Annotated in this window: 16 protein-coding genes and 2 pseudogenes; 13 read left to right on the forward strand and 5 right to left on the reverse strand. The window is 70.4% G+C overall.

Translation table 11 applies throughout. The features are described 5' to 3' along the window. Window positions 1-108: 108 nt before the first annotated feature. The 6 genes and pseudogenes from ACFYW7_RS24590 to ACFYW7_RS24615 all read left to right on the forward strand — a co-directional run. The gene (locus ACFYW7_RS24590) at window positions 109-774 is read left to right on the forward strand and encodes a class I SAM-dependent methyltransferase (protein WP_389505854.1); all 666 of its coding nucleotides are present in this window, start codon (window positions 109-111) and stop codon (window positions 772-774) included. A gap of 63 nt (window positions 775-837) precedes the next feature. Beyond that, window positions 838-1,449, forward strand: a complete 612-nt coding sequence (locus tag ACFYW7_RS24595) for a PadR family transcriptional regulator (protein WP_389505856.1) — start codon at window positions 838-840, stop codon at window positions 1,447-1,449. A gap of 63 nt (window positions 1,450-1,512) precedes the next feature. After that, the gene (locus ACFYW7_RS24600) at window positions 1,513-3,231 is read left to right on the forward strand and encodes an acyl-CoA dehydrogenase family protein (protein ID WP_389505858.1); all 1,719 of its coding nucleotides are present in this window, start codon (window positions 1,513-1,515) and stop codon (window positions 3,229-3,231) included. Window positions 3,232-3,486: 255 nt separating this feature from the next. Further along, entirely contained in the window at window positions 3,487-4,158 is a 672-nt protein-coding gene (locus ACFYW7_RS24605; RefSeq protein ID WP_389505860.1) for a HEAT repeat domain-containing protein, read from the forward strand. A gap of 3 nt (window positions 4,159-4,161) precedes the next feature. Beyond that, entirely contained in the window at window positions 4,162-5,166 is a 1,005-nt protein-coding gene (locus ACFYW7_RS24610) for a MerR family transcriptional regulator (RefSeq protein WP_389505862.1), read from the forward strand. A gap of 17 nt (window positions 5,167-5,183) precedes the next feature. Next, window positions 5,184-5,447 (forward strand): annotated as a pseudogene (locus tag ACFYW7_RS24615) (recombinase family protein); the annotation flags it as partial. A 397-nt stretch (window positions 5,448-5,844) separates the two neighbouring features. On the opposite strand, the gene ACFYW7_RS24620 reads toward ACFYW7_RS24615, so the two are convergent. Next, a complete protein-coding gene (locus ACFYW7_RS24620) occupies window positions 5,845-6,054 on the reverse strand; it encodes a hypothetical protein (protein ID WP_389505864.1) in 210 nt (69 codons plus the stop codon). Between the two features lie 569 nt (window positions 6,055-6,623). Between ACFYW7_RS24620 and adhE the strand changes: the two genes are divergently transcribed. The 3 genes from adhE (at window position 6,624) to pflA (ending at window position 12,566) form a co-directional block, all read left to right on the forward strand. After that, on the forward strand, window positions 6,624-9,323 hold the full coding sequence (gene adhE / locus ACFYW7_RS24625) for a bifunctional acetaldehyde-CoA/alcohol dehydrogenase (RefSeq protein WP_389505866.1): 2,700 nt from the start codon (window positions 6,624-6,626) through the stop codon (window positions 9,321-9,323). 50 nt (window positions 9,324-9,373) lie between these two features. Next, window positions 9,374-11,638 (forward strand): formate C-acetyltransferase, encoded by a 2,265-nt coding sequence (gene pflB / locus ACFYW7_RS24630; RefSeq protein WP_389505868.1) that lies wholly within the window; start codon window positions 9,374-9,376, stop codon window positions 11,636-11,638. A 100-nt stretch (window positions 11,639-11,738) separates the two neighbouring features. Further along, a complete protein-coding gene (gene pflA, locus ACFYW7_RS24635; RefSeq protein WP_389505870.1) occupies window positions 11,739-12,566 on the forward strand; it encodes a pyruvate formate-lyase-activating protein in 828 nt (275 codons plus the stop codon). Between the two features lie 238 nt (window positions 12,567-12,804). Here pflA and ACFYW7_RS24640 read toward each other — a convergent pair whose 3' ends face one another. After that, window positions 12,805-13,380 (reverse strand): WhiB family transcriptional regulator, encoded by a 576-nt coding sequence (locus tag ACFYW7_RS24640; RefSeq protein ID WP_389505872.1) that lies wholly within the window; start codon window positions 13,378-13,380, stop codon window positions 12,805-12,807. Window positions 13,381-13,497: 117 nt separating this feature from the next. Here ACFYW7_RS24640 and ACFYW7_RS24645 point away from each other — a divergent pair, with 117 nt between their 5' ends. Further along, the gene (locus tag ACFYW7_RS24645; protein ID WP_389506443.1) at window positions 13,498-13,926 is read left to right on the forward strand and encodes a hypothetical protein; all 429 of its coding nucleotides are present in this window, start codon (window positions 13,498-13,500) and stop codon (window positions 13,924-13,926) included. A 102-nt stretch (window positions 13,927-14,028) separates the two neighbouring features. Here the strand turns inward: ACFYW7_RS24645 and ACFYW7_RS24650 are convergent. After that, window positions 14,029-14,895, reverse strand: a pseudogene (locus ACFYW7_RS24650) (NAD(P)/FAD-dependent oxidoreductase); the annotation flags it as partial. A 269-nt stretch (window positions 14,896-15,164) separates the two neighbouring features. Between ACFYW7_RS24650 and ACFYW7_RS24655 the strand changes: the two are divergent. Beyond that, complete coding sequence (locus ACFYW7_RS24655; protein ID WP_389505875.1) at window positions 15,165-15,881, forward strand: alpha/beta fold hydrolase; 717 nt, start codon at window positions 15,165-15,167, stop codon at window positions 15,879-15,881. A 144-nt stretch (window positions 15,882-16,025) separates the two neighbouring features. Here the strand turns inward: ACFYW7_RS24655 and ACFYW7_RS24660 are convergent, their stop codons facing one another. After that, a complete protein-coding gene (locus tag ACFYW7_RS24660) occupies window positions 16,026-16,427 on the reverse strand; it encodes a hypothetical protein (RefSeq protein ID WP_389505878.1) in 402 nt (133 codons plus the stop codon). A 416-nt stretch (window positions 16,428-16,843) separates the two neighbouring features. On the opposite strand from ACFYW7_RS24660, the gene ACFYW7_RS24665 reads away from it, so the two are divergent. Together ACFYW7_RS24665 and ACFYW7_RS24670 are read left to right on the forward strand one after the other, a co-directional pair. Continuing rightward, complete coding sequence (locus ACFYW7_RS24665; protein ID WP_389505881.1) at window positions 16,844-18,934, forward strand: DUF4139 domain-containing protein; 2,091 nt, start codon at window positions 16,844-16,846, stop codon at window positions 18,932-18,934. A gap of 6 nt (window positions 18,935-18,940) precedes the next feature. Then, window positions 18,941-20,500: a DUF4139 domain-containing protein gene (locus ACFYW7_RS24670; RefSeq protein ID WP_389505883.1), complete on the forward strand. Its 1,560-nt coding sequence runs from the start codon at window positions 18,941-18,943 to the stop codon at window positions 20,498-20,500. A 90-nt stretch (window positions 20,501-20,590) separates the two neighbouring features. On the opposite strand, the gene ACFYW7_RS24675 is transcribed toward ACFYW7_RS24670, so the two are convergent. After that, the gene (locus tag ACFYW7_RS24675) at window positions 20,591-24,865 is read right to left on the reverse strand and encodes a discoidin domain-containing protein (protein ID WP_389505885.1); all 4,275 of its coding nucleotides are present in this window, start codon (window positions 24,863-24,865) and stop codon (window positions 20,591-20,593) included. Between the last annotated feature and the right edge of the window lie 532 nt (window positions 24,866-25,397).

Raw genomic sequence — 25,397 nt, forward strand, 5'->3', positions numbered from 1 at the left:
CCTACGCACCATGCCCGGTCCGTGTTCGACGTTCGACGGCTGCGGGGAGGCACCACCGACCACCGCCTCCGGTCCACCACTACTACTGGGAAGGGTGTGTTCGCGTCCATGTCCACCACGCGGGAAGACTGGGACCGCAGTTACGCCGACGGCCGCCGGTACAGTCCGCTCCGCGACGCCGAGCGGACGCTCCTCGACCTGCTCGGGCCGCCTCCCGACGGAGGGAGGGCCCTCGATGTCGGGTGCGGGACCGGCGAGCTCGCCGCCCACCTGTCGTCGACCGGCTACGCCGTGGACGCCGTCGACTGGTCGGAGACCGCCCTCGCCGAAGCCGGTGCCCGATACGGCGAGACGGCTCGCCGGCTTCACCTCGACGTGGAGAGCGACGACTGGACGCCACCGAACGACGGCTACGGTCTGATCACCCTCAGACCCGTGGTTCCGTTCCTCACCTCCCGTGACCGCACGCTGCGCGCACTGGGCCGCCGCCTGCGGCACGGGGGCGCCCTCGTGGTCATCACTCCCCTGGCCGCGGACACCCCGGCCGAGCGGCGCGGTGTCGCACTCGACGAGGACGAGATCGCGGCGCTGCGGCACGGTCGGTCCTCCACGGAGCGGCACGACGCCGACGGGCTGGCGTTCCTGGTCCTGCGGGGTCCGCGCCAGGACGACACGGCGCCGCGCACGACCAAGGCGCGGCTCTCCTCCCCGGACGATGTCGGGATACCGGGAAAGGGGTGCGGCGGGCGCTCCTCCACACCGTCGCCCGGGTGAGCCGTGTCTCACCGGAGCGGCGACGCTTGCCTATGCAACTCGTTGCATAGAAAGCTGTGCTCCATGGCGCTCGAACACGCGATCCTCGTCTCCTTGCTGGAAAAGCCGGGCTCCGGCTATGAGCTGGCCCGGCGGTTCGAGCGGTCCATCGGCTACTTCTGGACCGCCACGCATCAGCAGATCTACCGTGTTCTCAAGCGCATGGAGCTGGAGGGCGTGCTCTCCGTCCGCGAAGTGCCGCAGCAGGGACGGCCGGACAAGAAGGAGTACTCCGTCGCCGACCCGGGCCGCGCCGTCCTCTCGCGGTGGCTGCACGAGCCGATCGAACCGGAGAGCCTTCGACACGATCTCGCGGTGAAGATCCGCGGCACCGCCTTCGACGACCCCTCGGCACTGATCGGCGAGGTCGAACGGCACCAGCAGATCCACAGAGACCGGCTCACGCGCTATCTCACCGGTGAGCTGCGCGACTTCACCGGGCCCGACGCCCCCGCGCCGCTCGACGCCGGTCAGGAACTGCAGCACGTCGTGCTGCGCGGTGGTATCGCGTTCGAGCGGATGACGATCGCGTGGCTCGACGACGTCCTCGCCACCCTCCACACCCTCGGCGCCACGACCGCCCCGCGGCACGACCCGCAGGACAGCCCGCCGGGGCCCTCCGGTCCGTCCGTCTGAGCAGCGCCCGCTTCGTCCGTTCCCATACGGAAATCCTCGACCCTCATCGGAAGGCGAACCTTCATGGCCACCCCCTTGCTGTTCAACCCGCACACCTACGACCCCACGCACTTCGACCCCGAGACGCGCAGGCTGCTGCGCGCCACCGTCGACTGGTTCGAGGAGCGCGGCAAGCGCCGCCTGATCGAGGACTACCGCACCCGCGCCTGGCTCGGTGACTTCCTCGCCTTCGCCGCCAAGGAGGGTCTGTTCGCCACCTTCCTCACCCCGGCCTCCGCCGCCGGTAACGAGGACCAGCGCTGGGACACCGCCCGCATCGCCGCCCTCAACGAGATCCTCGGGTTCTACGGCCTCGACTACTGGTACGCCTGGCAGGTGACCATCCTCGGTCTCGGCCCGGTCTGGCAGAGCGAGAACGCCGCGGCCCGCACCCGGGCCGCGGACCTCCTCTCCCAGGGTGAGGTGTTCGCGTTCGGTCTGTCCGAGAAGACCCACGGCGCCGACATCTACTCGACCGACATGCTGCTGGAGCCCCACGGCGACGGCGGCTTCCGGGCGAGCGGCTCCAAGTACTACATCGGCAACGGCAACGCCGCCGGACTCGTCTCCGTGTTCGGCCGCCGCACCGACGTCGACGGCCCGGACGGCTACGTCTTCTTCGCGGCCGACAGCCGCCACCCGGCGTACCACCTGGTGAAGAACGTCGTCGACTCCTCCAAGTTCGTCAGCGAGTTCCGCCTGGAGGACTACCCGGTCGCCCCCGAGGACGTCCTGCACACCGGTCGCGCCGCCTTCGACGCGGCCCTGAACACCGTCAACGTCGGCAAGTTCAACCTCTGCACCGCCTCGATCGGCATCTGCGAGCACGCGATGTACGAGGCCGTCACCCACGCGCAGAACCGCGTCCTCTACGGTCGCCCCGTCACCGCCTTCCCCCACGTGCGCCGGGAGTTGGCCGACGCGTACGTCCGTCTCGTCGGTATGAAGCTGTTCAGCGACCGGGCCGTCGACTACTTCCGTTCGGCCGGTCCCGAGGACCGCCGCTACCTGCTCTTCAACCCGATGACGAAGATGAAGGTGACCACGGAGGGCGAGAAGGTCATCGACCTGATGTGGGACGTCATCGCCGCCAAGGGCTTCGAGAAGGACAACTACTTCTCGCAGGCCGCCATCGAGATCCGGGGCCTGCCCAAGCTCGAGGGCACGGTCCACGTCAACCTCGCGCTGATCCTCAAGTTCATGCGCAACCACCTGCTGGAGCCGATCGGCCACCCCGTCGTACCGACCCGCCTCGACGCGGCCGACGACGACTTCCTCTTCCGGCAGGGACCGGCTCGCGGCCTGGGGTCCGTCCGCTTCCACGACTGGCGCGCCGCCTACGACGCGTACGCCGAGGTCCCGAACGTCGCCCGCTTCCGCGAACAGGCCGACGCCCTCTGCGAGTTCGTCACCAGCATGGCACCCGACGAGGCACAGAGCCGCGATCTCGACTTCCTCCTCTCCGTGGGGCAATTGTTCGCCCTGGTGGTGTACGGACAGCTGATCCTGGAGCAGGCGCGCCTGACCGACCTGGACGCGTCCGTGCTCGACGAGCTGTTCTCCGTGCTCGTCCGCGACTTCTCGGGCCACTGCGTGGAGCTGCACGGCAAGGACTCCGCCGACGAGCGGCAGCAGCGGTGGGCGCTCGGCGCGGTCCGTCGTCCGGTCGTGGACGCCGCTCGTTCGGCAGAGGTCTGGCAGCGGGTCGAGGAACTGTCCGGGGCCTACGAGATGGCCCTGTAGAGGCCCGGTCACGAGGTCGTGTGCGCCGGACGTCCGTACGACGTCCGGCGCGCACGGCCGTCGAAGGACCGGCCGGCACCCGCGTACGCCGATCGGCCCCGCGGCGGCCGACACCCGGTCCCGCGGCGGCGTTCACGCGCAACCGCGGCCCCGCGATCGCCCCAGCCACTCCCGACACGCCGGCGCGCGCCGAGTGCCCCGTTTGACCTTGACACGGTGACAAGGCCTTCACTGCTCGTCGAGGAGGTGGTCTCGATGACGATCACAGGGCAGGACACGGACGTGGCGCGGGTGCTGCGGGGGTTGGCGGACGGTCGTTCGTCCGTGCGGCTGCGGGCGGCGCTGGCGGCCGGGACGACTCCTGAGCCGCGCTTCGTCGAGGCGCTCGTCGAGCGATGCGCGATCGAGCCCGAGTTCTTCGTCCGCGACATGCTGACCTGGGCGCTCACCCGCCACCCGGTGTCCGTGACACTGCCCGCGCTGCTCCGCGAGGTCCGCTCGGAGCGTGCCCAGGCGAGGAGCCAGGCGCTGCACACCCTGTCGAAGGTCGGGGACCGGCGGGCTTGGCCGGCGATCACGGCGGGCGTACTGTCCGACGGCGACGACGAGGTGGCACGGAGCGCGTGGCGGGCCGCGGTCGTGCTCGTGCCGGAGGGCGAGGAGACCGCGCTGGCCACGGAGTTGGCGACGCAGCTCGGGCGCGGTGGGCGACAGACGCAGCTGAGCCTCAGCCGGGCCCTGGTCGCACTGGGCGAAACGGTGGTGCCGACGCTGCTGGCCGCTTCGAAGGCCCCCGACGCGGGCGTGCGCGCCCACGCGCTCGCCACGGAGCGACTTCTGGGCGACCCGGACGCCGGGTTCGAGTCCGTGATCGAGGAGGCGAAGCGCGTCGTGGCTCTCGGCGCGTCCGGCCGGGAGGGAGGATGAGGCGTGCTGATCGGTGAGGTGGCGCGACGGTCCGGGGTCAGTGCCCGCATGCTCCGGCACTACGAGTCCCTCGGTCTGGTGAATCCTTCCGGCCGGACCGGTTCCGGGTACCGGGAGTACTCGGGGGAGGACATCCGGCGGATCTTCCACATCGAGAGTCTGCGGTCGCTGGGGCTGTCGCTGCGGGAGATCGGGCGGGCGCTCGACGACCCCGGTTTCACTCCCGCGGCACTCGTCGACGGCCTCATGCGTCAGACGCGCGAACGCATCGCGGCGGAGAACGAGCTGCTGACGCGGCTGCGCCGGATCCACGCGACCGACCCCGCCAGTTGGGAGGACGCCCTCCAGGTCGTCGGACTCCTGCGGGCCCTGGGGTCGAAGAGCGCCGACGCGCGCCAGCGGGCGGCCCTTTCCTCGGCCGACGGGGTTCCGGTGCCGGTGGAGGCGCTGGTCGAGGCGGTGCTGAGCGAGGCCGACCCGAACGTCGCGGGGGCCCTTCGATGGGCACTGGCACGATCGGGCGGCAGTGGCCCGGCACTGCTCGCGGAGGGTCTCGACTCACCGGTGGCCGAGGTACGGGCACGTGCCGTCCGGTCCCTCGCCGAGCTGCCCGGCGGTGAGGCCGCCACGTATCTGCGGGCCGCCCTCGCGAACCCCGACGTGGTGGTCCGCGGGTACGCGGCACTGGCGCTGGGCTCACGCGGTGGGGTGGAAACGGTCCCGACACTGATCGACATGATCGTGGAGGGCAGGAACGACACCGACGCGGCCGACGCGCTGAGCGTGCTGGCGAGCAACGGTGTGACGGCGGATCAGATCACCACCGGCCTCGTCGACCGCCTCGCCCACGACACCACGCGCGCCCCCGCACGCGGACGACTGACCCAGGCCCTGGCGGGCATCCCCGGGACGAGAGCCTCACAAGCCCTCGCGGAGCTGTCCCACGACACGGACCGCGCCGTCGCGCTGACGGCGGCGTACGTCCTTCGGCTGAGGACTGTGCCGTAACCGCCAGCGCCAGGCGTTCCGGGCTGGACGGGCGGCGGCGCGAGTCGCACCGTCTGCTGGCCGACCCGCAGGTCACGGTGATCGTGGTCGAGCACCGTGACCGCCTGACCCGGTTCGGTGTCGATCACCTGGAAGCTGCACTGTCGGCGTCCGGGCGGCGACTGGTCGTCCTCGATCCGACCGAGACCGTTGACGACCTGGTGCGGGACATCACCGAGGTGCTGACCTCGATGTGCGCCCGCCGGTATGGGCGGCGGGCGGCGAAGAGCGGTGAGAGCCGAACTGCCGCTGCACATCCGGACCTACCCCTGCGCCGCATGCGGCCTGGTCATCGACCGGGACGACAACGCCGCACGCAACCTCGCCGCCCTCGCGGCAGCCGCAGCAACTGGTACCGGAGTGGCCAAAGACCAGAACACCGCCCCGGCGGTGTCGAAGCCTCGTGGAGCCGACCAGACCCGCACCACCCGCACCCGCCGCAAGGCGGAGACGGGGCGGGTGCGGGTGCAGGTGCGGATGCAGGTGCGGATGCAGGTGGCGCAACCCTGCCGCACCAGCGGCAGCAGGAACGGGAGACCGTACTCAAACAGAAGCCCTCACGCCTTGGTGACGAGACGGGCCTTCCGGGCCGAAACACCCGGAATACCGAGAGCCGACCACGCTCGAAGCAACGGTGGCTCAGATCGACTGCGGCCCCGGCGGCAGTGCCCGGGCGGCGGGCACGCCCTGCCAGGCGCGCTCGGGGGCGGCGGCGGGAGGGGAATCCTGCATCGGCGGCATCACGCGCTGAAGGTCCCGGCGAATTCGCTCGGCCTCACCGCGCACCTGCGCCGGAACGTCACCGCGCTCCGTGATGAGCTGTCGGTAGATCGGGGCATCCTGGAACACGAACAACGCGCCTTTCCTGTCGACGCCCCACGTCGGACACGGAGGCAAGCGTCGAGTTTACGTCCCGCACATGCGGAATCGAGCCGGATCAGCCCTCGGTCCGAGTGCCGTCGGCCACTTCCGCGAGGAGTCCGGTGCGGCCCGTTCCCGGTACCGGGAGAGCCACCGAGGGCGCGGTCCAGGACGACAGTTGGGGGGCGGCGGGTCGGGGTCCCACGCGACGGGGGACGAACCGGGTGGCCGAGGGCAGGCATCGACGCGTCGAACTGCGGGAGTTGGAATTTCCATGGGAGTAAACGTCCACTCCGGGCCGGGTGCTGGGCGTGATGGTGCGACGACGGTGCGTGGCCTCAGGGGGCCCTTCCCCGGCTACGGCCGCCCGGCCGCGACCGTCCGACGCGTCGGTTCCCGGTTCGTACGCGCCGCCCTCCTCCCCTCTTCCGGCCGCCGCCGGGACCGGTGCGGTCACCTCACCCTCTGCGGGATCCGGTACGCGGTGCAAGGCTGGAGGTACACCGGAGCAGTGACACCCCGGCTGTTTCGGTACACCGCGATCGAAAGGTGAACCGATGACCAGCCGCCGGAAAAAGGACGACCAGCGCGCTCCCGGCACCGGCGCGGCGGCCCCTGCCGCAGCCTCCTCGTCCCGTTCCGATCCGCCCTCGGTCGAGCGGGCCGTGGACGCCCTGGTCACGAACGGACAGGAGGCCCTGCGGGAGTACGCCGACTACACCCAGGAGCAGATCGACCACATAGTGAGGAAGGCCAGCCTGGCCGCGCTCGCGGAGCACACCGGGCTCGCCGTGATGGCGGTCGAGGAGACCGGGCGCGGTGTCTTCGAGGACAAGGCCGTCAAGAACGTCTTCGCCTGCGAGAACGTCACCCACTCCATGAAGGGCGTCAAGACCGTCGGGGTGATCCGCCGCGACGACATCGACGGGATCGTGGAGATCGCCGAGCCGGTCGGGGTGATCGCGGGCGTCACTCCCGTCACCAACCCGACCTCCACCACCATCTTCAAGTCCCTGATGGCGCTCAAGACCCGCAACCCGATCATCTTCGGCTTCCACCCGGCCGCCCAGCACTGCTCTGCCGAGGCCGCGCGGATCGTGCGGGACGCGGCCGTGCGGGCAGGCGCCCCCGAACACTGCGTGCAGTGGATCGAGCAGCCGTCCAAGGAGGCCACCAACGCCCTGATGCACCACCCAGGCGTCGCGTCGATCCTGGCCACCGGCGGCAACGCGATGGTCCGCGCCGCCTACAGCTGCGGCAAGCCCGCGCTGGGTGTCGGGGCGGGCAACGTCCCCGCGTACATCGAGAAGAGCGCCGACGTGCGACGCGCGGTCAACGACGTGGTGCTGTCGAAGACGTACGACTACGGAATGGTGTGCGCCTCGGAACAGGCGGTGATCCTGGACCGGGAGATCCGCGACGCGGCGATCGCGGAGTTCCGGGGGCTCAAGGCGCACCAGGCCGACGACCACGAGAAGCGACTGCTGGAGCGGTATCTGTTCGGGGTCGGCGCCGAGGAGCAGGGGGGCCGGGACTGCGCCGGCGCGCAGCTGAACGCGGACATCGTCGGCCAGAGCGCGGTCGCCATCGCCGAGGGCGCCGGTTTCGAGGTACCGAAGGACACTTCGGTGATCCTGGTCGAAGTGTCCGAGGTCGGTGTCGAAGAGCCACTGACCAGGGAGAAGCTCTGCCCGGTGCTGGCCGTCCTGACGGTGGACAGCCGGGCCGACGGAGTGCGGCTGGCCACGGAGATGGTGGAATTCAACGGCCTGGGGCACTCGGCCGCCGTGCACACCGAGGACGCGGCCTTCGCCGAGGAGTACGGGCACGCCGTCAAGGCCTGCCGGGTGATCTGGAACGCGCCCACCTCACAGGGCGGCATCGGCGACGTCTACAACGCGTTCATGCCGTCGCTGACGCTGGGCTGCGGCTCGTACGGCAGCAATTCCGTGTCCGGCAACGTCACCGCGCTCAACCTGATCAACATCAAGCGGATCGGGCGCCGGAACAACAACATGCAGTGGTTCAAGATCCCGTCGAAGATCTTCTTCGAGCGCGACTCCATCAAGTACCTCGCCGACATGCGCCGGGGCAGCCGGGTCGTCGTCGTCACCGACAAGACCATGGTGGAGATCGGCCATCTGGAGCGGATCCGCACCGTGCTGCAGCGCCGCAGCGAACCCGCCGAGATCCGGGTGATCGACAACGTCGAGCCCAACCCGAGCATCGACACCGTGCGCAAGGGCGCCGAGATGATGCGCCACTTCGAGCCGGACACCATCGTGGCGCTCGGCGGCGGTTCGCCGATGGACGCGGCCAAGGTGATGTGGCTGATGTACGAGCATCCCGAGGTCGAGTTCGCGGATCTGAAGGAGAAGTTCTTCGACATCCGCAAGCGCGCGTTCACCTTCCCCGACCTCGGCGCGAAGGCCGATCTGGTGTGCATCCCGACCACCTCGGGCACCGGCAGCGAGGTGACCCCGTTCGCCGTCATCACGGACACCGTGACCGGCCAGAAGTATCCGCTGGCCGACTACGCGCTCACCCCGAGCGTCGCCATCTGCGACCCGGCGCTCACCACCCACCTGCCCAGGGACATCACCGCGGACTCCGGTTTCGACGCGCTCACGCACTGCCTGGAGACGTACGTGTCGGTGTACGCCAACGACTTCACCGACGGACTGGCGCTGCAGGGCATCCGGCTCATCTTCGACAACCTGGAGCAGGCCGTGCTCGACGGGCCGAACGATCCGGCCGCCCGGGAGCGCATGCACAACGCCGGCACCATCGCCGGCATGGCCTTCGGGTCGGCGTTCCTCGGCGTGGTGCACGCCATGGCCCACACGCTGGGCGCGACCTTCCACGTCGCCCACGGCCGCACCAACGCGCTGCTGCTGCCGCACGTGATCCGTTACAACGGGTCGGCGCCCGTCAAGGTCACCAGCTGGCCGAAGTACCACAACTACATCGCCCCGGAGCGGTACCAGACGGTCGCCCGCATGCTGGACCTGCCCGCCGGCACGCCGGAGGAGGGCGTGGAGTCCCTCGCCCACGCGCTGGAGGAACTGCGCGAACGGGTCGGCATCCCGCGCTCGTTCAAGGACGCCGGAGTCGAGGAGGCGGCCTTCCTCGAAGCCCTGCCCGAGCAGGCGATGTACGCGTACGAGGACCAGTGCGCGCCCGCGAACCCGCGACTGCCGATGCTGGCCGACATGCAGGAGCTGATGCGCCGCGCCTACTACGGCGACCCGGTCTGACCCGGCCCGGGTGACGCCAACCGATTCGACGACGAAGGAACGGTGCACCGATGACCACGCAGCAGCAGCGGCCGGCCCGCAGTGCCTGGGACGGCTTCCGGGGAGGTCTGTGGCGGGACGAGATCAACGTACGGGACTTCATCCAGCAGAACTACACGCCGTACGAGGGCGACAAGTCGTTCCTGGCGGGCCCCACCGAGCGGACGACCGCAGTGTGGAGGACGATCACCGGCCTCTTCCCCGAGGAGCGGGCCAAGGGCGTCCTGGACGTGTCGTACGACGTCCCGTCCACCATCACCGCGCACGCGCCCGGCTACATCGACCGGGACCGGGAGCTGATCGTCGGACTGCAGACCGACGCCCCGCTCAAGCGCGCGATCATGCCCTTCGGCGGCTGGCGGATGGTGGCCGGAGCGCTGCGGACCTACGGCTACCCGGTCTCGCCCGAGCTGGAGAAGGTGTTCACCCACTACCGCAAGACCCACAACGCCGGGGTGTTCGACGCTTACACCCCGGACATCCGGGCCGCGCGCAAGGCCGGCATCGTCACCGGTCTTCCCGACGCCTACGGCCGGGGCCGCATCATCGGCGACTACCGGCGGGTCGCCCTGTACGGGGTGGACCGGCTGATCGAGGCGAAGAGGGAGGAGCGGGCCGGGCTGGACGCCATGCCGCGCGAGGCGTCCCGGATGGAGGAGGTGATCCGCGAACGTGAGGAGATGGCCGAGCAGGTCAGGGCGCTGGACGAGCTGAAGGAGATGGCCGCCTCCTACGGGTACGACGTCTCCGGTCCGGCGCGCAGCGGCCGGGAGGCCGTGCAGTGGCTGTACTTCGCCTACCTCGCGGCGGTGAAGGAGCAGAACGGCGCGGCGATGTCGCTCGGCCGCACCTCCACGTTCGTGGACGTCTTCCTGCAGCGGGACATCGAGGCCGGGCTCCTGGACGAGAGCGCGGCGCAGGAGCTGATCGACGACTTCATCATCAAGCTGCGGATCGTCCGCTTCCTGCGTACTCCGGAGTACGACGAGCTGTTCTCGGGCGATCCGACCTGGGTGACGGAGTCCATCGGCGGCATCGGCGCGGACGGCCGCACACTGGTGACCCGTAGCTCCTTCCGCTATCTGCAGACCCTCTACAACCTGGGCCCGGCGCCCGAGCCCAACATGACGGTCTTCTGGTCGCCGGCGCTTCCGCAGGGGTTCAAGGAGTTCTGCGCGCAGGTCTCGATCGACACGTCCAGCCTGCAGTACGAGTCGGACGAACTGATGCGCCCGCGCTTCGGTGACGACACCGCCATCGCCTGCTGCGTCTCGGCGATGGAGGTCGGCAAGCAGATGCAGTTCTTCGGCGCCCGGGTCAACCTCGCCAAGACGCTGCTGTACGCCATCAACGGCGGCCGGGACGAGATCTCCGGAGCGCAGATCGGGCCGGCCACCGGGGCGGTCACCGCCGAGGTGCTCGACCACGACGAGGTGCTGGCCCGCCTCGACCAGCAGATGGACTGGCTGGCCGAGACCTACGTCCACGCCCTCAACGTCATCCACTACATGCACGACAAGTACGCCTACGAGCGGCTGGAGATGGCGCTCCACGACCGGGACATCCGGCGCACCATGGCGTGCGGGATCGCCGGTCTGTCGGTCGCGGCGGACTCGCTGTCGGCGATCAAGTACGCCCGGGTCACCCCGGTGCGGGACGACACCGGCCTGGCCGTGGACTTCCACATCGAGGGCGAGTACCCGGCGTACGGCAACAACGACGAGCGGGCCGACTCGATCGCGGTGTGGCTGGTCGAGGAGTTCATGCGCAAGGTGCGGAAGCACCCCACCTACCGGGGAGCCGAGCACACCCAGTCGGTGCTCACCATCACCTCCAACGTGGTGTACGGCAAGAAGACCGGCAACACCCCCGACGGCCGTCGCGCCGGCGAGCCGTTCTCACCGGGCGCCAACCCGATGAACGGCCGTGACACCCACGGCTACGTCGCCAGCGCGCTGTCGGTCGCCAAACTCCCGTACGACCAGGCCGAGGACGGGGTCTCGCTGACCAACACCATCACCCCCGACGCGCTGGGCCGGACCCCCGGGGACCGGATCCGCAACCTCGCGGGCGTGCTGGACGGATTCGTCACCTGTCAGGGCTTCCACATGAACGTCAACGTGCTCAACCGCGACACCCTGCTGGACGCCATGGAGAACCCGGACGACTATCCGCAGCTGACGGTGCGGGTCAGCGGTTACGCGGTCAACTTCGTGCGGTTGACGCGGGAGCAGCAACTCGACGTGCTGGGGCGTACGTTCCACGGCTCCCTGTGACCTCGTCCCCCATCGATCCGTCGCCGTCGTGGTCACGGGGAGCGGGCCCGCCGAAGGGCTCGCTCCCCGGGCCGTGAGCCACAGTCCAGGAGGTTCCGTCATGACCACCCTGATCCAGCCGGGTGCCCTGCTGCCGATCATCCCGGTCAGCACCGACAGCCCCGCCGAACAGGCGGCCACGCTGCGCGGCACCGGTCCGGTCAGTGGCTCGGTGCACTCCTGGGACCTGTCCTCCGGTGTGGACGGCCCCGGCACCCGCTTCGTCGTCTTCCTCGCCGGCTGCCCGCTGGCGTGTCTGTACTGCCACAACCCCGACACCCTGCGGATGCGCAACGGCAAGCGGACGACAGCCGACACGGTGGTCGAGGAGGCCCTGAAGTACGTTCCGTTCATCCGTGCCGCGGGCGGCGGCTTCACCATCAGCGGCGGCGAGCCGCTGCTGCAGCCGGACTTCACGGGCGAGATCCTGCGCCGCTGCCACGGCGAACTCGGCCTGCACACGGCCCTGGACACCTCCGGCTTCCTCGGCGCCCGCGCCTCCGAGGCGCTGCTGGCCGACGTGGACCTGGTGCTGCTGGACATCAAGTCCTGGGACCGCGAGCTCTATCTCCGCCTCACCGGACGCCCATTGGAACCGACCCTGGCCTTCGCCCGGCGGCTGGCCGAGCTGGGCAAGGAGGTCTGGGTGCGCTTCGTTCTCGTCCCGGGGCTCACCGACGCCACCGAGAACGTGGCGGGCGTCGCCTCCTTCGCGGCCTCTCTCGGCAATGTCGGCCGCGTCGACGTCCTACCGTTCCACAAACTCGGCGCCGCCAAGTGGGAGCAGCTCGGGATGGAGTTCACCCTGACGGACACCCCCGTCCCGACGGCGGAACAGGTCTCCAGGGCCCGCGGCATCTTCACCGACTGCGGCCTGTACGCCGTCTGATCGCGTGAACGGCCCTCTGGCGGCGCATGGCTTCGCCGTCGTCGTGTTCAGCGGCTCGCGCGAAGGCCTGCAGGGCGGCTTTCAGCAGGGAGCGCCTTCGGCGCACCAGACCACCGGACCGTCGAGGAGTACGTCCGTGAGCCGCGGGGGTTGTGGTGCGGGGGGGGGCCGAGCGCGCGGCCTCGGCCACTCCGACGGGTTCGCACAGGCGGCCGCTCCGATGGCGTCGAGGTACGCCTCACGCGCCCCGGGGTCGTCGACCCACCCAGGCTGTCCGCCGAGCCGAGCAGCAGGGGCGGTGCCTGGCCGCCGCGTCTGCGCGTGAACACGATCTGCCCTCCACGGCCGGGTCGTTCAGCGTGGATTCCAGGCACTGCCGCATGACGGGACAGGTGTCGCACACGTCCTTCGCCTCGTCGGTCTGGACGAGTGTCGCGACGCTGATGCTGGTGCCGACGGGAAAGAAGAGGTCGGGGTCCGTGCCTGGGCAGACGGCCGATCCGCGCCAGTCCCTGAGCTTCCTCCTGCACGGAACGGTGGATGGTTCGCGAGCGCACGGTGCGGTGGACCGGCCCGCGCCACGGGGTGTCCGACCCGGGACTCCGCCGCCCGGGAAGCCGCTCCCGGCGTTGGCTCGTAGGGCACGACAGGTGTCGGACCTGTGCGCCGACCCGGTACGGCCGCGGCCACAAGGCCGATCGGGGACGCGATCCCACCCGTGGCGCGGAAGCCGTGCCCAGGTCCGACACACAAGAGACCGGACGGCCGGTGCTTGTGTGACATCGACGGGGCGGCCCGTCGAGTACGGAGGCACTCCGCCGTCGTCGCTCCGGTGTCACCTGGCGGAACGGGCCCCCGTGGCATTGCTCGTGTTCCCCGGCGGCGTTCGTCGATCCGGCCGTTGTCAGTGTCGGCTGGGAGGATCACCGGCATGACACCGTTGCTTCTCTCCGACATCGAACGAGCCGTTCGCAGCAGTTGGAGTGCTGAGACCTGCACGCCTGAGTTCCGATCGCGGTGGAGCCCGGACAACCCGGCTCGGGACCAGTGCGGGGTGACCGCCATGGTGCTCAACGATCTGCTGGGAGGCGAGCTGATCCGGGGAGAAGTCCACGTCGACGGCGAGCGTGTGGACCACCACTGGTGGAACCGCCTGGGCACGGACATCGAGATCGACCTCACCCGCGAGCAGTTCGGGCCGGAGGAGACTGTCACCGGAGGTGTGATCGTCGCCCGACCGCCCGTGACCGAATGGCGCAGGCTTCGCGAGGAGTACGAGCTTCTCCGCGACCGTGTCATGAAGAAGCTCGACCAGCGGCAGACCCGAGTCCCTATCAGTACGTCGGGTCAGTCGGCTTGACCCTGTCCGCTTCGGGCCCGGGTACCGGCGGGACGGTAGGAGTCGCCGCCGGTCTCGATGCTGTCGCCTCCGAAAGCGGGCGGTCCACGATGCCCCCGCGACCACGGGCCGCTCGCCCGGGCGCGGGTTCCCGTGGGAGACGAAGGCCTCTCGGGGTGACTGCACCGAGGCCAGTGGGACGACGTCCCGGCCGTACAGGGCGGCGGTGGCCCAGACGGCGGGCACCCGGACCTTGCGCTCCCAGGTCGGCACGGCGAGCAGGTGGTAGCCGCGGTGCATGAGCCACGCCCCGAAGCCCCTGATCACCAGGCGCCGGTACTGGAAGATGCCGCGGCCCAGACCCAGCGTGGCCACCACTCCCAGGCCGTGGTGCACATAGTCCTTGGCGGCCCGCCCTCGCAGCGTGGCCAGGATGTTCTTGGCCAGGCGCTTGCCCTGACGTACCGCGTGCTGGGCGTCGGGGACCGTGTGCGCTCCGGCTCGGTGCAGCGAGAGGTCCGGTACGGACGCGTCGTCGCCGGCGGCCCACATGTTCTCCACCGGGTCGGTGTCCGCGGTCGCGCCGCGCTTCTCCAGCGCGCCGACCACCCACGCGCCGGGCCGGTCGCCGACCTCGAGCAGGATCCGTCCGCGTGCCTCGACCAGATGGAACTCGAGCTCCTCCGGGTCGAGTTCGGGGTAGTGCTTGAGCAGTGCGGTCGCCATGGACGGCAACTCCCCGAAGCCCTCCGCACCGGAGAATCCCCCGCCGACGAACGTGGCGGTGAGGAGCTTGCGCCGTTCGTCGCCCGGTGGCATCGAAGCCGCGCGGTCGAACGAGGTGAGCAGCCGGTCGCGGACGGCGGCAGCCTCCTCGACGTGCTTGAACCCGAACGCCTCCTCGCGCCTCCCGCGGCGCAGCTTCTTCTCCAGGCCCCACGCGGTGCAGAAACCCGCGTAACCGCCGCCCACGACAAGGATTTCACGCACGATGTCCTCTGTTCTCTCGGCCTCGATCTCATGACAGGACGGAACCGTCAGGTGTGACATCGGTCGGCGCGAGAGCCGCTCACCCGGCACACCGTGTGAGCGGCCTGCCCCGGATTCGCCACCGGCTCGTCCACAGCCTCTCCGACTACGGACGGGAAGCGTCGGTGGGCGACATCGCGCAGGGAACCTGAGCCGCTGACTCGGGACAGCGGTTCGGCTGCCGGTGAACGTCGATTCTCCAGCAGGACACGTCCGCATATCCTCCGGACATGGTTGATCAACGCGCGGTCGACGTTGGTGAGGTCCGGCTGGCCTATCGGGTGTCGGGTCCTCCGGATGCTCCGCCGCTCGTCCTGTTGCACGCGCTGGGCGAGGGTGCCGCCGACTGGGAGGCGGTCGTGCCTGTCCTCGCCCGGAACCGAAGGGTGTATGCCCTCGACCTTCGCGGGCACGGCCGAAGCGACTGGCCCGGCGACTACTCGCTCGAGCTCATGCAGGCCGATGTGCTCCGGTTCCTGGACGCGCTGGGACTCGGACCGGTGGAGCTGATCGGGCACTCCATGGGCGGGATCGTGGCCTATCTGCTCGCGGAGGATCAACCGCGGCGGGTGAGCCGGCTCGTCCTGGAGGATGTGTCGACCCCCCGTCCCCGAGAGCCGAGTACCCCTGTCAGGCCGGACGGCACCCTGACCTTCGACTGGGAGATGGTGCTCGCCGTCAGGCGGCAGATCGACCGGCCCGGTCCCAGGTGGCTGGAGCGACTCGACCTGATCACCGCCGAGACCCTCGTGCTCGCCGGCGGCCCACGCAGTCACGTTCCCCAGGACGGTGTCGCCGAGCTCGCCCGCCGCATCCCTTGCGGGCGCCTGGTCACCATCCCGGTCGGACACTTGATTCACCACGCAGCGCCGGAGGCGTTCACCGAGGCGGTTTCGGCGTTCCTGGAGGAAGACTTCCGTCCCGCCCCGCCAAGCACGAGCGCCTGATGCTGTTCCGTCGGCTGCCCGGGTTCCGGACCGCACGCCCGTACCGAGGACACGGCCGAGCGTCGCTTCAGCGGCCGGAGTCGGGGCGCCGGTCGCGCCGAAGCCGACCAGCCGTGTCCGGCCGGCCGCTTGGCATCCAGCCCGTCAGACGGCCGGCTCCGGAAGGTGCCCGAGGTGTTCGACGACCCGCTCGCGCAGCAGAAGGTACTCGTCCCAGCGGCGGGGCAGGGGGCCCGGGGGACGTTCGACCACACGGGCCGCGGTGACGCTCTGGCCCTGCTGGAACTGCTCCAGCGTCAGATCGAGTTCCACCCCGCTGGGCAGCCGGTTCCACCAGTGGAAGCCGTGCTGGTCACCGTCGAGGTACACCTCGCCAAGCATGAGGTCGCCGCCGAGGAGGTCGTGGACGATCAATGCCGTGATGTCGCAGTGGCCCCACGCCGGGTTGAGCGGCTGCCAATCGGGCCGGTCGTCGGGCGAGCAGGTGTCGGCTGCCCAACTGGCTCGCAAGGCCTTGTCGAGGTCGAGCAGGTTCCAGGGAGTCATGCCCGCAGCATCGCAGCCGTCACTGACATCGGAGTCGGCGCGGGCACACGACGATCCCCGGCCTCCCGACGCCGACGAGCACCGCGGGAGGGCAGGTGGTCACACCAGACCTGGGGTTCGACGGTCCGCCACCACCTGACCTCCGAGGTTCGGCGCACCCGCGCCGTGGCCTCGGCAGGAGATCACGGCGTCGGCCGACGTCGGCGGGTCGGGACGGGCCCGCGGAAAGGCCCCGAGCGCGACGGCAGGTCAGGACCGGCTCACGGAAAGGCCTCAAGCCCGGTGGCAGGTCAGGACCGGCCCCCGGAAAAGCTCAAGCCCGGTGGCGCGTCGGGACCGCCCTGGGGAAAACCTTCGGGCCCGGTGCGGCTCGGGGCGTAGGCTTCGCGGGCACGGACACGACGGGGGCGGAGTGCATGAGGTCTCAGGAAGCGCAGCGTTGGACGTCGGCTCTCGACGCGGTCGTGGTGTACGCGCGGGGCGCGCTCTGCGTCCGGGTGGCCCGGGGCGCCGTACCGCCGGACGGCAGGGTACGGGTGGCGGGGCTGCCCCGCTCGATGGACCCGGGCTCACTGCGGGCCAGAGTCGTCGGCGGCTCCGAGGCCCGGGTCACCGAGGTGCGGGTGGAGGTGGACGCCGAGCCGCCGGGCACCGACACGTCCGACGCCTTGCGGCTCGAGGTGGAGCGGCTGCGCGACGCGCACGGCGCGGCGCAGGAACGCCGTGAACGGCAGCTCCGGCTGATCTCCGAAGTCACTGCGCTGCGCCCGGTTCCCCCGACGCGCAGGCGCGACGATCCCCACCGCCGGACTCCCGTCGACGCCTGGCTGCGGCTCGCCGACTACGTCCAGGAGCGGCTGACGCGCCTGCACCGGCGACTCCTCGAACTGGAGGAGGAACTGCGCCGCGTCGAGCACGAGTTCGAGATCGCGATGGACCGCTGGAACCGCGCCTCCACCGACGTGCGGTCGGCACACGTCGAGACCACGGTGTGCGCGGTCCTGACCCTGGACGGGTCGGGGGACGTGGAACTGGAGCTCGAGTACGGCGTTCCGGGTGCCGTCTGGGTTCCCGCCTATCGCCTGATCCACCGGCAGGGCGACGACAGCGGCACTCTGGTGCTGCGCGCGTCGGTCGCCCAGCGCACCGGAGAGGACTGGTCGGGGGTGCGCGTCGCCCTGGCCACCGCCGATCTGCGGCGCCGTACCGACCTGCCGAGGCTGCGCTCGATCCGGGTCGGACGTCGGCAGTCCGCCCCCGCCCCCTCCGGCTGGCGGGAGCCGCCGCCGGGGCTCTCCGACCTCTTCACCGGGTACGACGCGGCGGGTCCCCGTCCCACTTCGTCCATCGGGCGCCTGACCGTGGGAGCCGCTGCCCCGGCGGGCGGATTCGGGCCCGGTTCCGCTCCGCCACCGCCTCCCCCGGCACCACAGGGTTACGGCATGCCGCCCGCCGCTCCCGCGGAGCCGACCGGCGCCTTCGGTGCTCCGGGACAGGCCTTCGGCGGCGCCGTGCCCGACCTGGCACCGCCCGTACGGTCGGCGGCCCCGCGCGCCAGGGCCGCGGCCCTCTCCGGTCGGCCGACGGCTCCCGCCGCCATGGCTCCGGCATCCCCGGGGCAGGCGCCCGTGCCGCCTCCGCCGTCCGCGTCACCCCCGGCGCCACTCGGTCCGCCACAACCCAGCGGCGAAGAGCTCGACTACGCCGCTCTCGTGCTCAGCGGCACCGACGAATCCGCGGACCGCAGGGGCAGGCTGTTTCCCCACACGCCCTTCGACGCGGTGGCGGTCGAGTACCGGCGGCGCGCCGAGGCGGTGGCCGCGCTGCCGCTGCCCGGACACGCCGTTCGGCCCCGTGAGTCGGCGGGATCCTTCGACCACCGCTTCGATGCCGTCGCCCGCGCCGACATCCCCTCGGACGGCACCTGGCACACGGTCACCGTCACCGAGATCCCGGTGGGTCTGCGCACCGAGTATCTGTGCGTGCCGTCCGTGGAACAGACGGTGTACGCCACCCTGGTGCTGTCCAACGCCACGGACCAGGCGTTGCTCGCCGGACCGGTGGAGGTCACCGTCGACGACGACTTCCTGCTGACCGCCGCACTGCCAACGCTCGCCCCCGGAGGGGTCCGCCGGATGGGACTCGGGCCGGCCGAGGGCGTCCAGGTCACCCGCCGGACCGACCTGCGCGAGTCGACGACGGGCCTGCGCGGCAACACCACCGTCCTCGAGCACCGCGTCCACGTGGAACTGGCCAACCGGCTCGCCAGGCCCGTCACCGTCGAGGTCCACGAACAGGTTCCGGTCACGTCCCAACCGGACGTCCGGATCGAGGAACGGGCCGACTGGTCGGCACCCGAACAGGACACCGGGCCCGATCACCTCGTTCCGGGCACCCGCGTCTGGCGGGTGGAGCTGCCCGCCGGCGGCACCACCGCCCTGGACGGCGGCTACGAGATCCGTGTCCCGGCCGCCAAGGCCATCGTCGGCGGCAACCGCAGGAGCTGAGAGACCATGCCCACCGCCTCCCCGCCGATTCCCCTGCCCGTCACGGCCGTCACCTGCCTCGAGGACCGCGCCCACGTCGAGCGCACCGTGGACCTCGACCTGCGCCCAGGCGTCCAGCGGCTGCGCCTCGGGCCGATCAGCGCGCTCGCGGTCGACCGCACCGTCCACGCCGAACTGACCGGCGATCACCGGGCGACCGTCCTCGACGTACGGATCGTCCGCACGTGGACACCCCGGGGACCGCTGCCCTCCCCCGACGACTCGGCCCTGCGTCTGCGCCTGCGCGAACTCGAAGAGGAACAACTCGCCCTGGGCCACCGGCGTGACCGGACGCGCGCCCGCCTCGAGGCACTCGGCCACCTCGCCACCGATCTGTTGCGTGACATCGCCGAAGGGACCGGCTTCGGAGAGACGGACGAGGACCGCTGGACCGGCGAGCTGGACCGGATCGACGGCGAGCGCGACACGTACGGTGAACAGCTCCGCGCCACAGAGGCGGAGTTGAACGCGCTGGCGACCGAGATCACGGACGCCCGACGGATCGTCGATCTCTCCGAGGAACAGCCCGCCGAACTGGTCGCCCATGTCGAGCTGACCCTGCGGGCGGAGGTGGCCGAGCCGGTCCGGCTGCGTCTGAGTCACCTCACCCCGTGTGCGTTGTGGCGCCCCGCCTACCGGGCCGTGCTCGACGGTGACTCGCTGACGCTGGAGACCGACGCGATGGTCTGGCAGCGCACCGGCGAGGACTGGTCGGACGTACGCCTGACCCTGTCGACGGCGCGCTCCGCGCGGGCCGGCGACCCGCCGCGGCTGACCGAGGACCGTCTCTCGCTCACCGACCGCTCCGCCGCGGAGCGTCGCACGGTCGACGTCGAGTTCCGGGAGGAGGAGATCGCGGAACTCGGCCCGGCCCCGGTGCTCGGCCTTCCCGGAGTGGACGACGGCGGACAGGCGCGCGTGCTGCACTCCCCCGTACCGGTCTCCGTCCCCACCGACGGCCGCGCCCACCGGGTCCCGCTCCTCGCCGTCACGACCGCCGCGCGCAGCGAGTACGCCTCCTCGCCCGAGTTGTCCCCGCTGGTCACCCAGGTCGTGCGGTTCGACAACACGTCCGGCCACGCGCTGCTGGCCGGGCCGGTGGACCTCGTCGGCGACAGTGGATTCACCGGCCGGGGCGCGCTGGCCTTCGCCGCCGCCGGGGCCCCGGTCGAGCTGGCCTTCGGCAGTCACGACGACTTCCGGGTGGTCCGGCACACCGAGGAGTCCCGTGACACCACGTCGATGACCCGGCGAACCGTGATCACCCGTACGGTCCGGCTGCATCTGTCCCGCTTCTCGGTTCCCGGGGAACGGCGCGAGCAGGTCGTCGCCCTGCGGGAACGGATCCCGGTGTCCGAGGTCTCGGCGGTGGAGGTGCGGCTGCGCAAGGACGCGTGCACCCCGGAGCCCGACGGGATCGACGCCGACGGCATCGTCCGCTGGGACGTGAGCCTGGCACCCGGCGGACGCCGCACGGTCACCCTGGTCTACGAGGTCTCCGCGAGCGGAAACGTCGCCGGTCTCTGAGCCACCGTGACCGCCGCGAAGGGCCGCCCCTCGTGGAGGGCGGCCCCCGGGGACCGGTGTGGTCCCCTGTGGTCCGGTGCGGGTCGGAACCTACTCGACGTTGATCTTGAAGGTGCTGGTGGTGTTGCGGATGTCCTGGGCGTTGCCGCTCATCCGCAGGTTGCGGAAGGTGGCTTCACCGACCGCCGGGCCCTGTCCGGGTTCCGGCAGTTCGTTGGCCCAGATGCCGAATCCGGACTTGGCGTCGAACGCGTCCCCGCTCTTCTTGGAGTTGGTGATGGAGAGGTCGGTGAAGACGGTGTCCTTCACCGGGAACTGCGGCCGGCCGCCCACGTAGTTGGTCTGGAACATGACGCCTCCGTAGGTGGAGTCGTCGATGTCGACGTCGTTGACGCGGATTCCCTGGAAGACCTTGGAGGCGGAGAACGCCCAGATGGCGGGGAAGACCTGCGAGCCCCAGAAGTGACCGCCCGTTCTCTCCAGGGAGACGTTCTCGATCGTCGTGGGCTCGGTCCCGAAGCCGTTCATCGGGTAGCCGAAGTCCAGCGAGGAGATCGTGATGCCGGAGTAGACCAGGGTGTCGGCGACGCGGATGTTGCGGAAGGTGTTGTCGAATCCGCCGTAGACGGCGATGCCCGCCGCTCGCCAGGTGAGCGTCGACGTCAGGTTCTCGTAGAGGTTGTTCTTCTCGTCGGCGCCCCCGGAGTCGATGGCGGAGAAGAGGGCGAAGCTGTCGTCGCCCGTGGCGCGGGCGTCGTTGTTGACGACGTGGTTGTCCGTGGAGCCGTTCGTCATGTTGACGCCGTCGGCGAACGTGTCACGGATGCGGGAGTTCTTGATGGTCATGCTGTCGGTGTTGGCGCCCCAGTACAGGCACACCATGTGTTCGACCCATATGTCGTCGATGGTGATGCCGGAGACGTTGGAGAAGTCGAACACCTTGCCCGGGCCGTCGATCCGGGACGTGTAGTTGCCGAAGTAGGCGAACCCGGCGAACGTCGAGCCCTTGGCACTGGCCTCGGCCCGGAACCCGACGTCGGTGTTCTCCTGGGACGCGGGTGCGCGGAAGCGGGTGAACCACGGGCCGGCTCCGACGACCTTGACCGCCTTGCCGTACACCTGGAACTTGCTGGAGGTCTCGTAGTCGCCGGTGGGCAGGTAGACGCCGACGAGCTTGCCCGTCGTGTCCATACGGACCTTGTCGAGCGCGTTCTGGACGTCCTGGTGGGCGAAGCCGGTCGGCACCGCGTAGGCGGCCGGGTCCGGGTTGGGGTTCGCCGTCGCCTGCTCGGTGTTGACGAAGTCGATGGCGTAGGTGGAGGAGTTGGCCGCGTCCTTCTGGAGGCGGATCCTGGAACCGGCCGGCACGGTTCTGCCGAGCAGCGTGTTCGCCTCGTCGTAGATGTGGCGCGGGGCACCGGAGCCGGGCGAGTTGCCGGGCGCGGTCTCGTTTCCGTACAGCCAGGCGTACTTCGAGGTGAGGTCGATCGCCTTGAGGAACTGGCCGTCCACGTAGACGTCGAGCGTCGTGTCGGTGCCGTCGGGGATCGAGAAGCGGGTCACTAGGGAGTTGGTGGCCGCGCGGGTGGTCCACTCCACGTACTGGCCGTTGCCGCTGAGGGTCACCGCCTTGCGGCCGCTCGCCTCCCCGGCGACGTCTCCGACGGTCCGGTTCGGGCCGACGACCTTGGCGCCGCCGCCGACCGTGCCGTCCTCGGCCTCGTACATGTCGTACGGCATGTCCGCACCTCTGCCGGCGAACAGCGGTTGCGTGCTGGTGTTGTTGGTCCGCTTGACCGGCAGCTCGTTGGCGTCGTCGGCGATGACCGTCTTCACGGTGTACTTGCCGTTGACGGCCGTCCACGATCCGAGGGCGACCGGTGCGGTGGTCTGGTTCGCCGCGATGGCGCCGTTGTAGGAGCCGTTGAGCGTCTTGACGGTGGCGCCCTTGGAGTCCTGGATCGTCAGGGTGACACCGTGGGCGCCGGAGGCCGAGGCGACGCTCCCCTGGTTCTTGATGGCGACGGTGAACTTGACGTCGTCGCCGGCCGAGGCGCTGGACGGGGACCAGGACACCGGTGCGGCGACCAGGTCGGAGCTGGAGACGGGCTTGACGACGAGGGCGTCGGAGCGGGTGAAGACGTTGTTCGCGTCGTTCTGCTCGATGACCTTGTTCGACGGGTCCGCCTCGGCGCCGACGGGGTAACTGCCCGCGTCCCGGGTGCCGATGCTCGCGGTGACCGCCTTCGACTCACCGGCCGCGAGAGCCGGGACGTCCGCCGTGGCGGCCTTCGTGCCGCCGAGCGTGAAGTTCAGGTCGGTGGCCTTGGCCGCCTTGCTGCCGCTGTTGGTGACGGTCGCGGTGAGGCCGATGGCGTCCGACTCGACCGGGGCGGCGGGGGTGTTCGTGATGCCGGTGACCTTGAGGTCGGGGTTGGCGGCCGGGGTGCCGATCACCTGGAGTTCGGCGACCTGCGCTCCCGGGGCACCGGAGTTGGAGGTGAACCTGAGCTGGACGTCGGCGGCGGATCCGGAGACCGGGATGGTCACGGTGTTGCCGCCGGCCGGGTTGAAGCTGTAGTCCTTCGCCGCTGCGAGGCTGGTGAAGGACGTCGCGTCCTGGTCCCGGCCGAGCACCTGGACGTTCTGCGTGCGGGTCGACCATGCGGCGTCCGGGCTGAGTTTGACGACGACCTGGCTCAGGTCGGCGTTGGCGCCGAGCCTGGTGGTGAGGGTGGCCGGGTAGGAGCCTCCCGCGCTCTCCCAATAGGTGCTGGTCAGACCGTCGTTGGCGTTGGCGGCGACATAGGTGAAGGTGGACGAGGAAGCCTCGATGGGCTTGCCCTGGGCGAGGTTGGAGCCGGTGCCGGTCGATCCGTTCCGGGTGACGCTGTTGCTCGCCGCGGACACGTTCCCGGCGGCGTCCTTCGCCTTGACGTAGTAGGTGACCGTCGCCGTCGCCGAGGGAGTGTCGGTGTACGTCGTGACGTCGCCCGCGACGGACTTGACGAGCCGCTCGTCGGCGTAGACGTCGTAGCCGGTGACCTTGACGTTGTCGCTCGATGCCTGCCAGGTGAGCTTCACCTCGCCGCCGGACTGTGTGTAGGCGAGGTTGCCGGGCGCCGTGGGGACCTGGGTGTCGCCGCCCGATCCCTTGCGGGTGACGCTGTTGCTGTCGGAGGAGACGTTGCCCGCCGCGTCCTTGGCCCGCACGAAGTACGTGATGTCGTCGGCAGTCGGCTGGGTGTCGGTGTACGTGAGCACGTTGCCAGCGACACTGGCCCGCAACTGGCCGTCGGCGTAGATGTCGTAGCCGGTGACCCCCGTGTCGTCGCTCGCCGCGCTCCAGGTCAGCTTGATCTGTCCGCCGGCCGGCTCGGTGTAGGCCAGGTTCGTCGGCGCGGTGGGTGCCTGGGTGTCACCGGTCGCCGGGCCGTAGACCTCCAGCTCGGACAACTGCCCTGCGGGCCAGCCGGTGTTGGCGGTGATCAGCACGCGCACGTAGCGCGTGGTGGTGGTGTCGAACCCGATCGTGGCGGACTGGTCGTCGGCGCTGTCGAAGGTGTACGCCTTCGAGGCGGTCAGGTCGGTGAAGTTCCGGTTGTCGGTGGAGCCCTGGATCTTGAGCGTCTGGCTGCGGCTCGGCCATCCGGCGGGCAGCCGCAGTGCCACCTGGTTCACCTTGACCGACGATCCGAGGTCGACCTGGAGCCACTGCGGGAACGCGTTGTTGCCGCTCTCCCAGTAGGTGGCCCGGTTGCCGTCACCCGCGTTGGCGGCTCCGTAGACGTCGGCGTGCCCGCTCTCGCTGAAGGGCTTGCCCCGGGCGAGGTTGGGGGTCGACGCGGCGGTCGTGAGGACCTGCATCTCGGCGAGCTGGGCGGTGGGGGCGACCGAGTTGTCGCTGAAGTCGGCCCGCACGTACCGGGCGAGGGTCGCGGGGAAGGAGACCTTCACCGTGTTGCCGTTGCCGGGGCTGAAGACGTACCGCTCCGACGACTTGAGTGTCGTGAAGGTGTGCCCGTCGGCGCTGCCCTGCAGCGCCAGCGTCTGCGCTCGGGTCTGCCAGTGCTCGGGCAGGCGCAGCACGACCTGGCGGACACGTCTGCTCCGGCCGAGGTCGGTCTGCACCCACTGGGCCGATTCCCTTCCGGCCTGCCAGTACGTGTCGGCGTCGCCGTCGGTGACGTTGGTGGCCGCGTGGGCGGCGCGGGCGCTTCCGGCCCTGGTCGCGGCGTTCGCGGCGGCGTCGGGACCGCCGGCCGCGTGGGCACCGACGGCGGGCAGTCCTAGGAGCATGACCGTGGAGGCGAGCGCGGCGGTCGCTGCGCGCCGTCTCCAGGATCTCGGCTTGTGTCGAGTCATGCGGGGTCACTCCCTGCGGAGGTTCGCGCGCCGGTGGGGGCGGCGAGGGCGGCTCGTTCCTGGGCAGAGCGGTGGGGCGGTGGCGCGGTGCGACTGAACGGCAGGAGCTGTCCGTGCGAAGACACCCAGCTCTTGATGGGCCGTCACACGCAGTTTATTGCGGTGTTCGGTCGCAATATTGCAGAGAACTGTGAACCCGTCCACCGTCGTGACAACACAAGTTTCACGAGCCGACCGGTGAATCAACGGCCAGGAGCGGGTCACCGGCGAGCTTCGCGCAGATGAGAAGGCGAGGAACGATCCCGGAGAATCCATGACGGGCGGCGGCACCCGACCGTCACATCCGGGAGGACCGTCCCCCGCGACCGGGCAGTCTCGAAGGCTCCGGCCGCCCCTCTGAGGCATCTGCACCCCGAGCCCACACCGCGCCCGGCGGGCGGCCCCCAAACCAGGCGCCCCCCCCCCGCCCCCCCCCCCACAAACACTACCCCACAACCCCGCACAACCAGCCCACCACCCCACCCTATAAGCC

The sequence above is a fragment of the Streptomyces sp. NPDC002580 genome, from assembly GCF_042889485.1.
GTDB lineage: Bacteria > Actinomycetota > Actinomycetes > Streptomycetales > Streptomycetaceae > Streptomyces.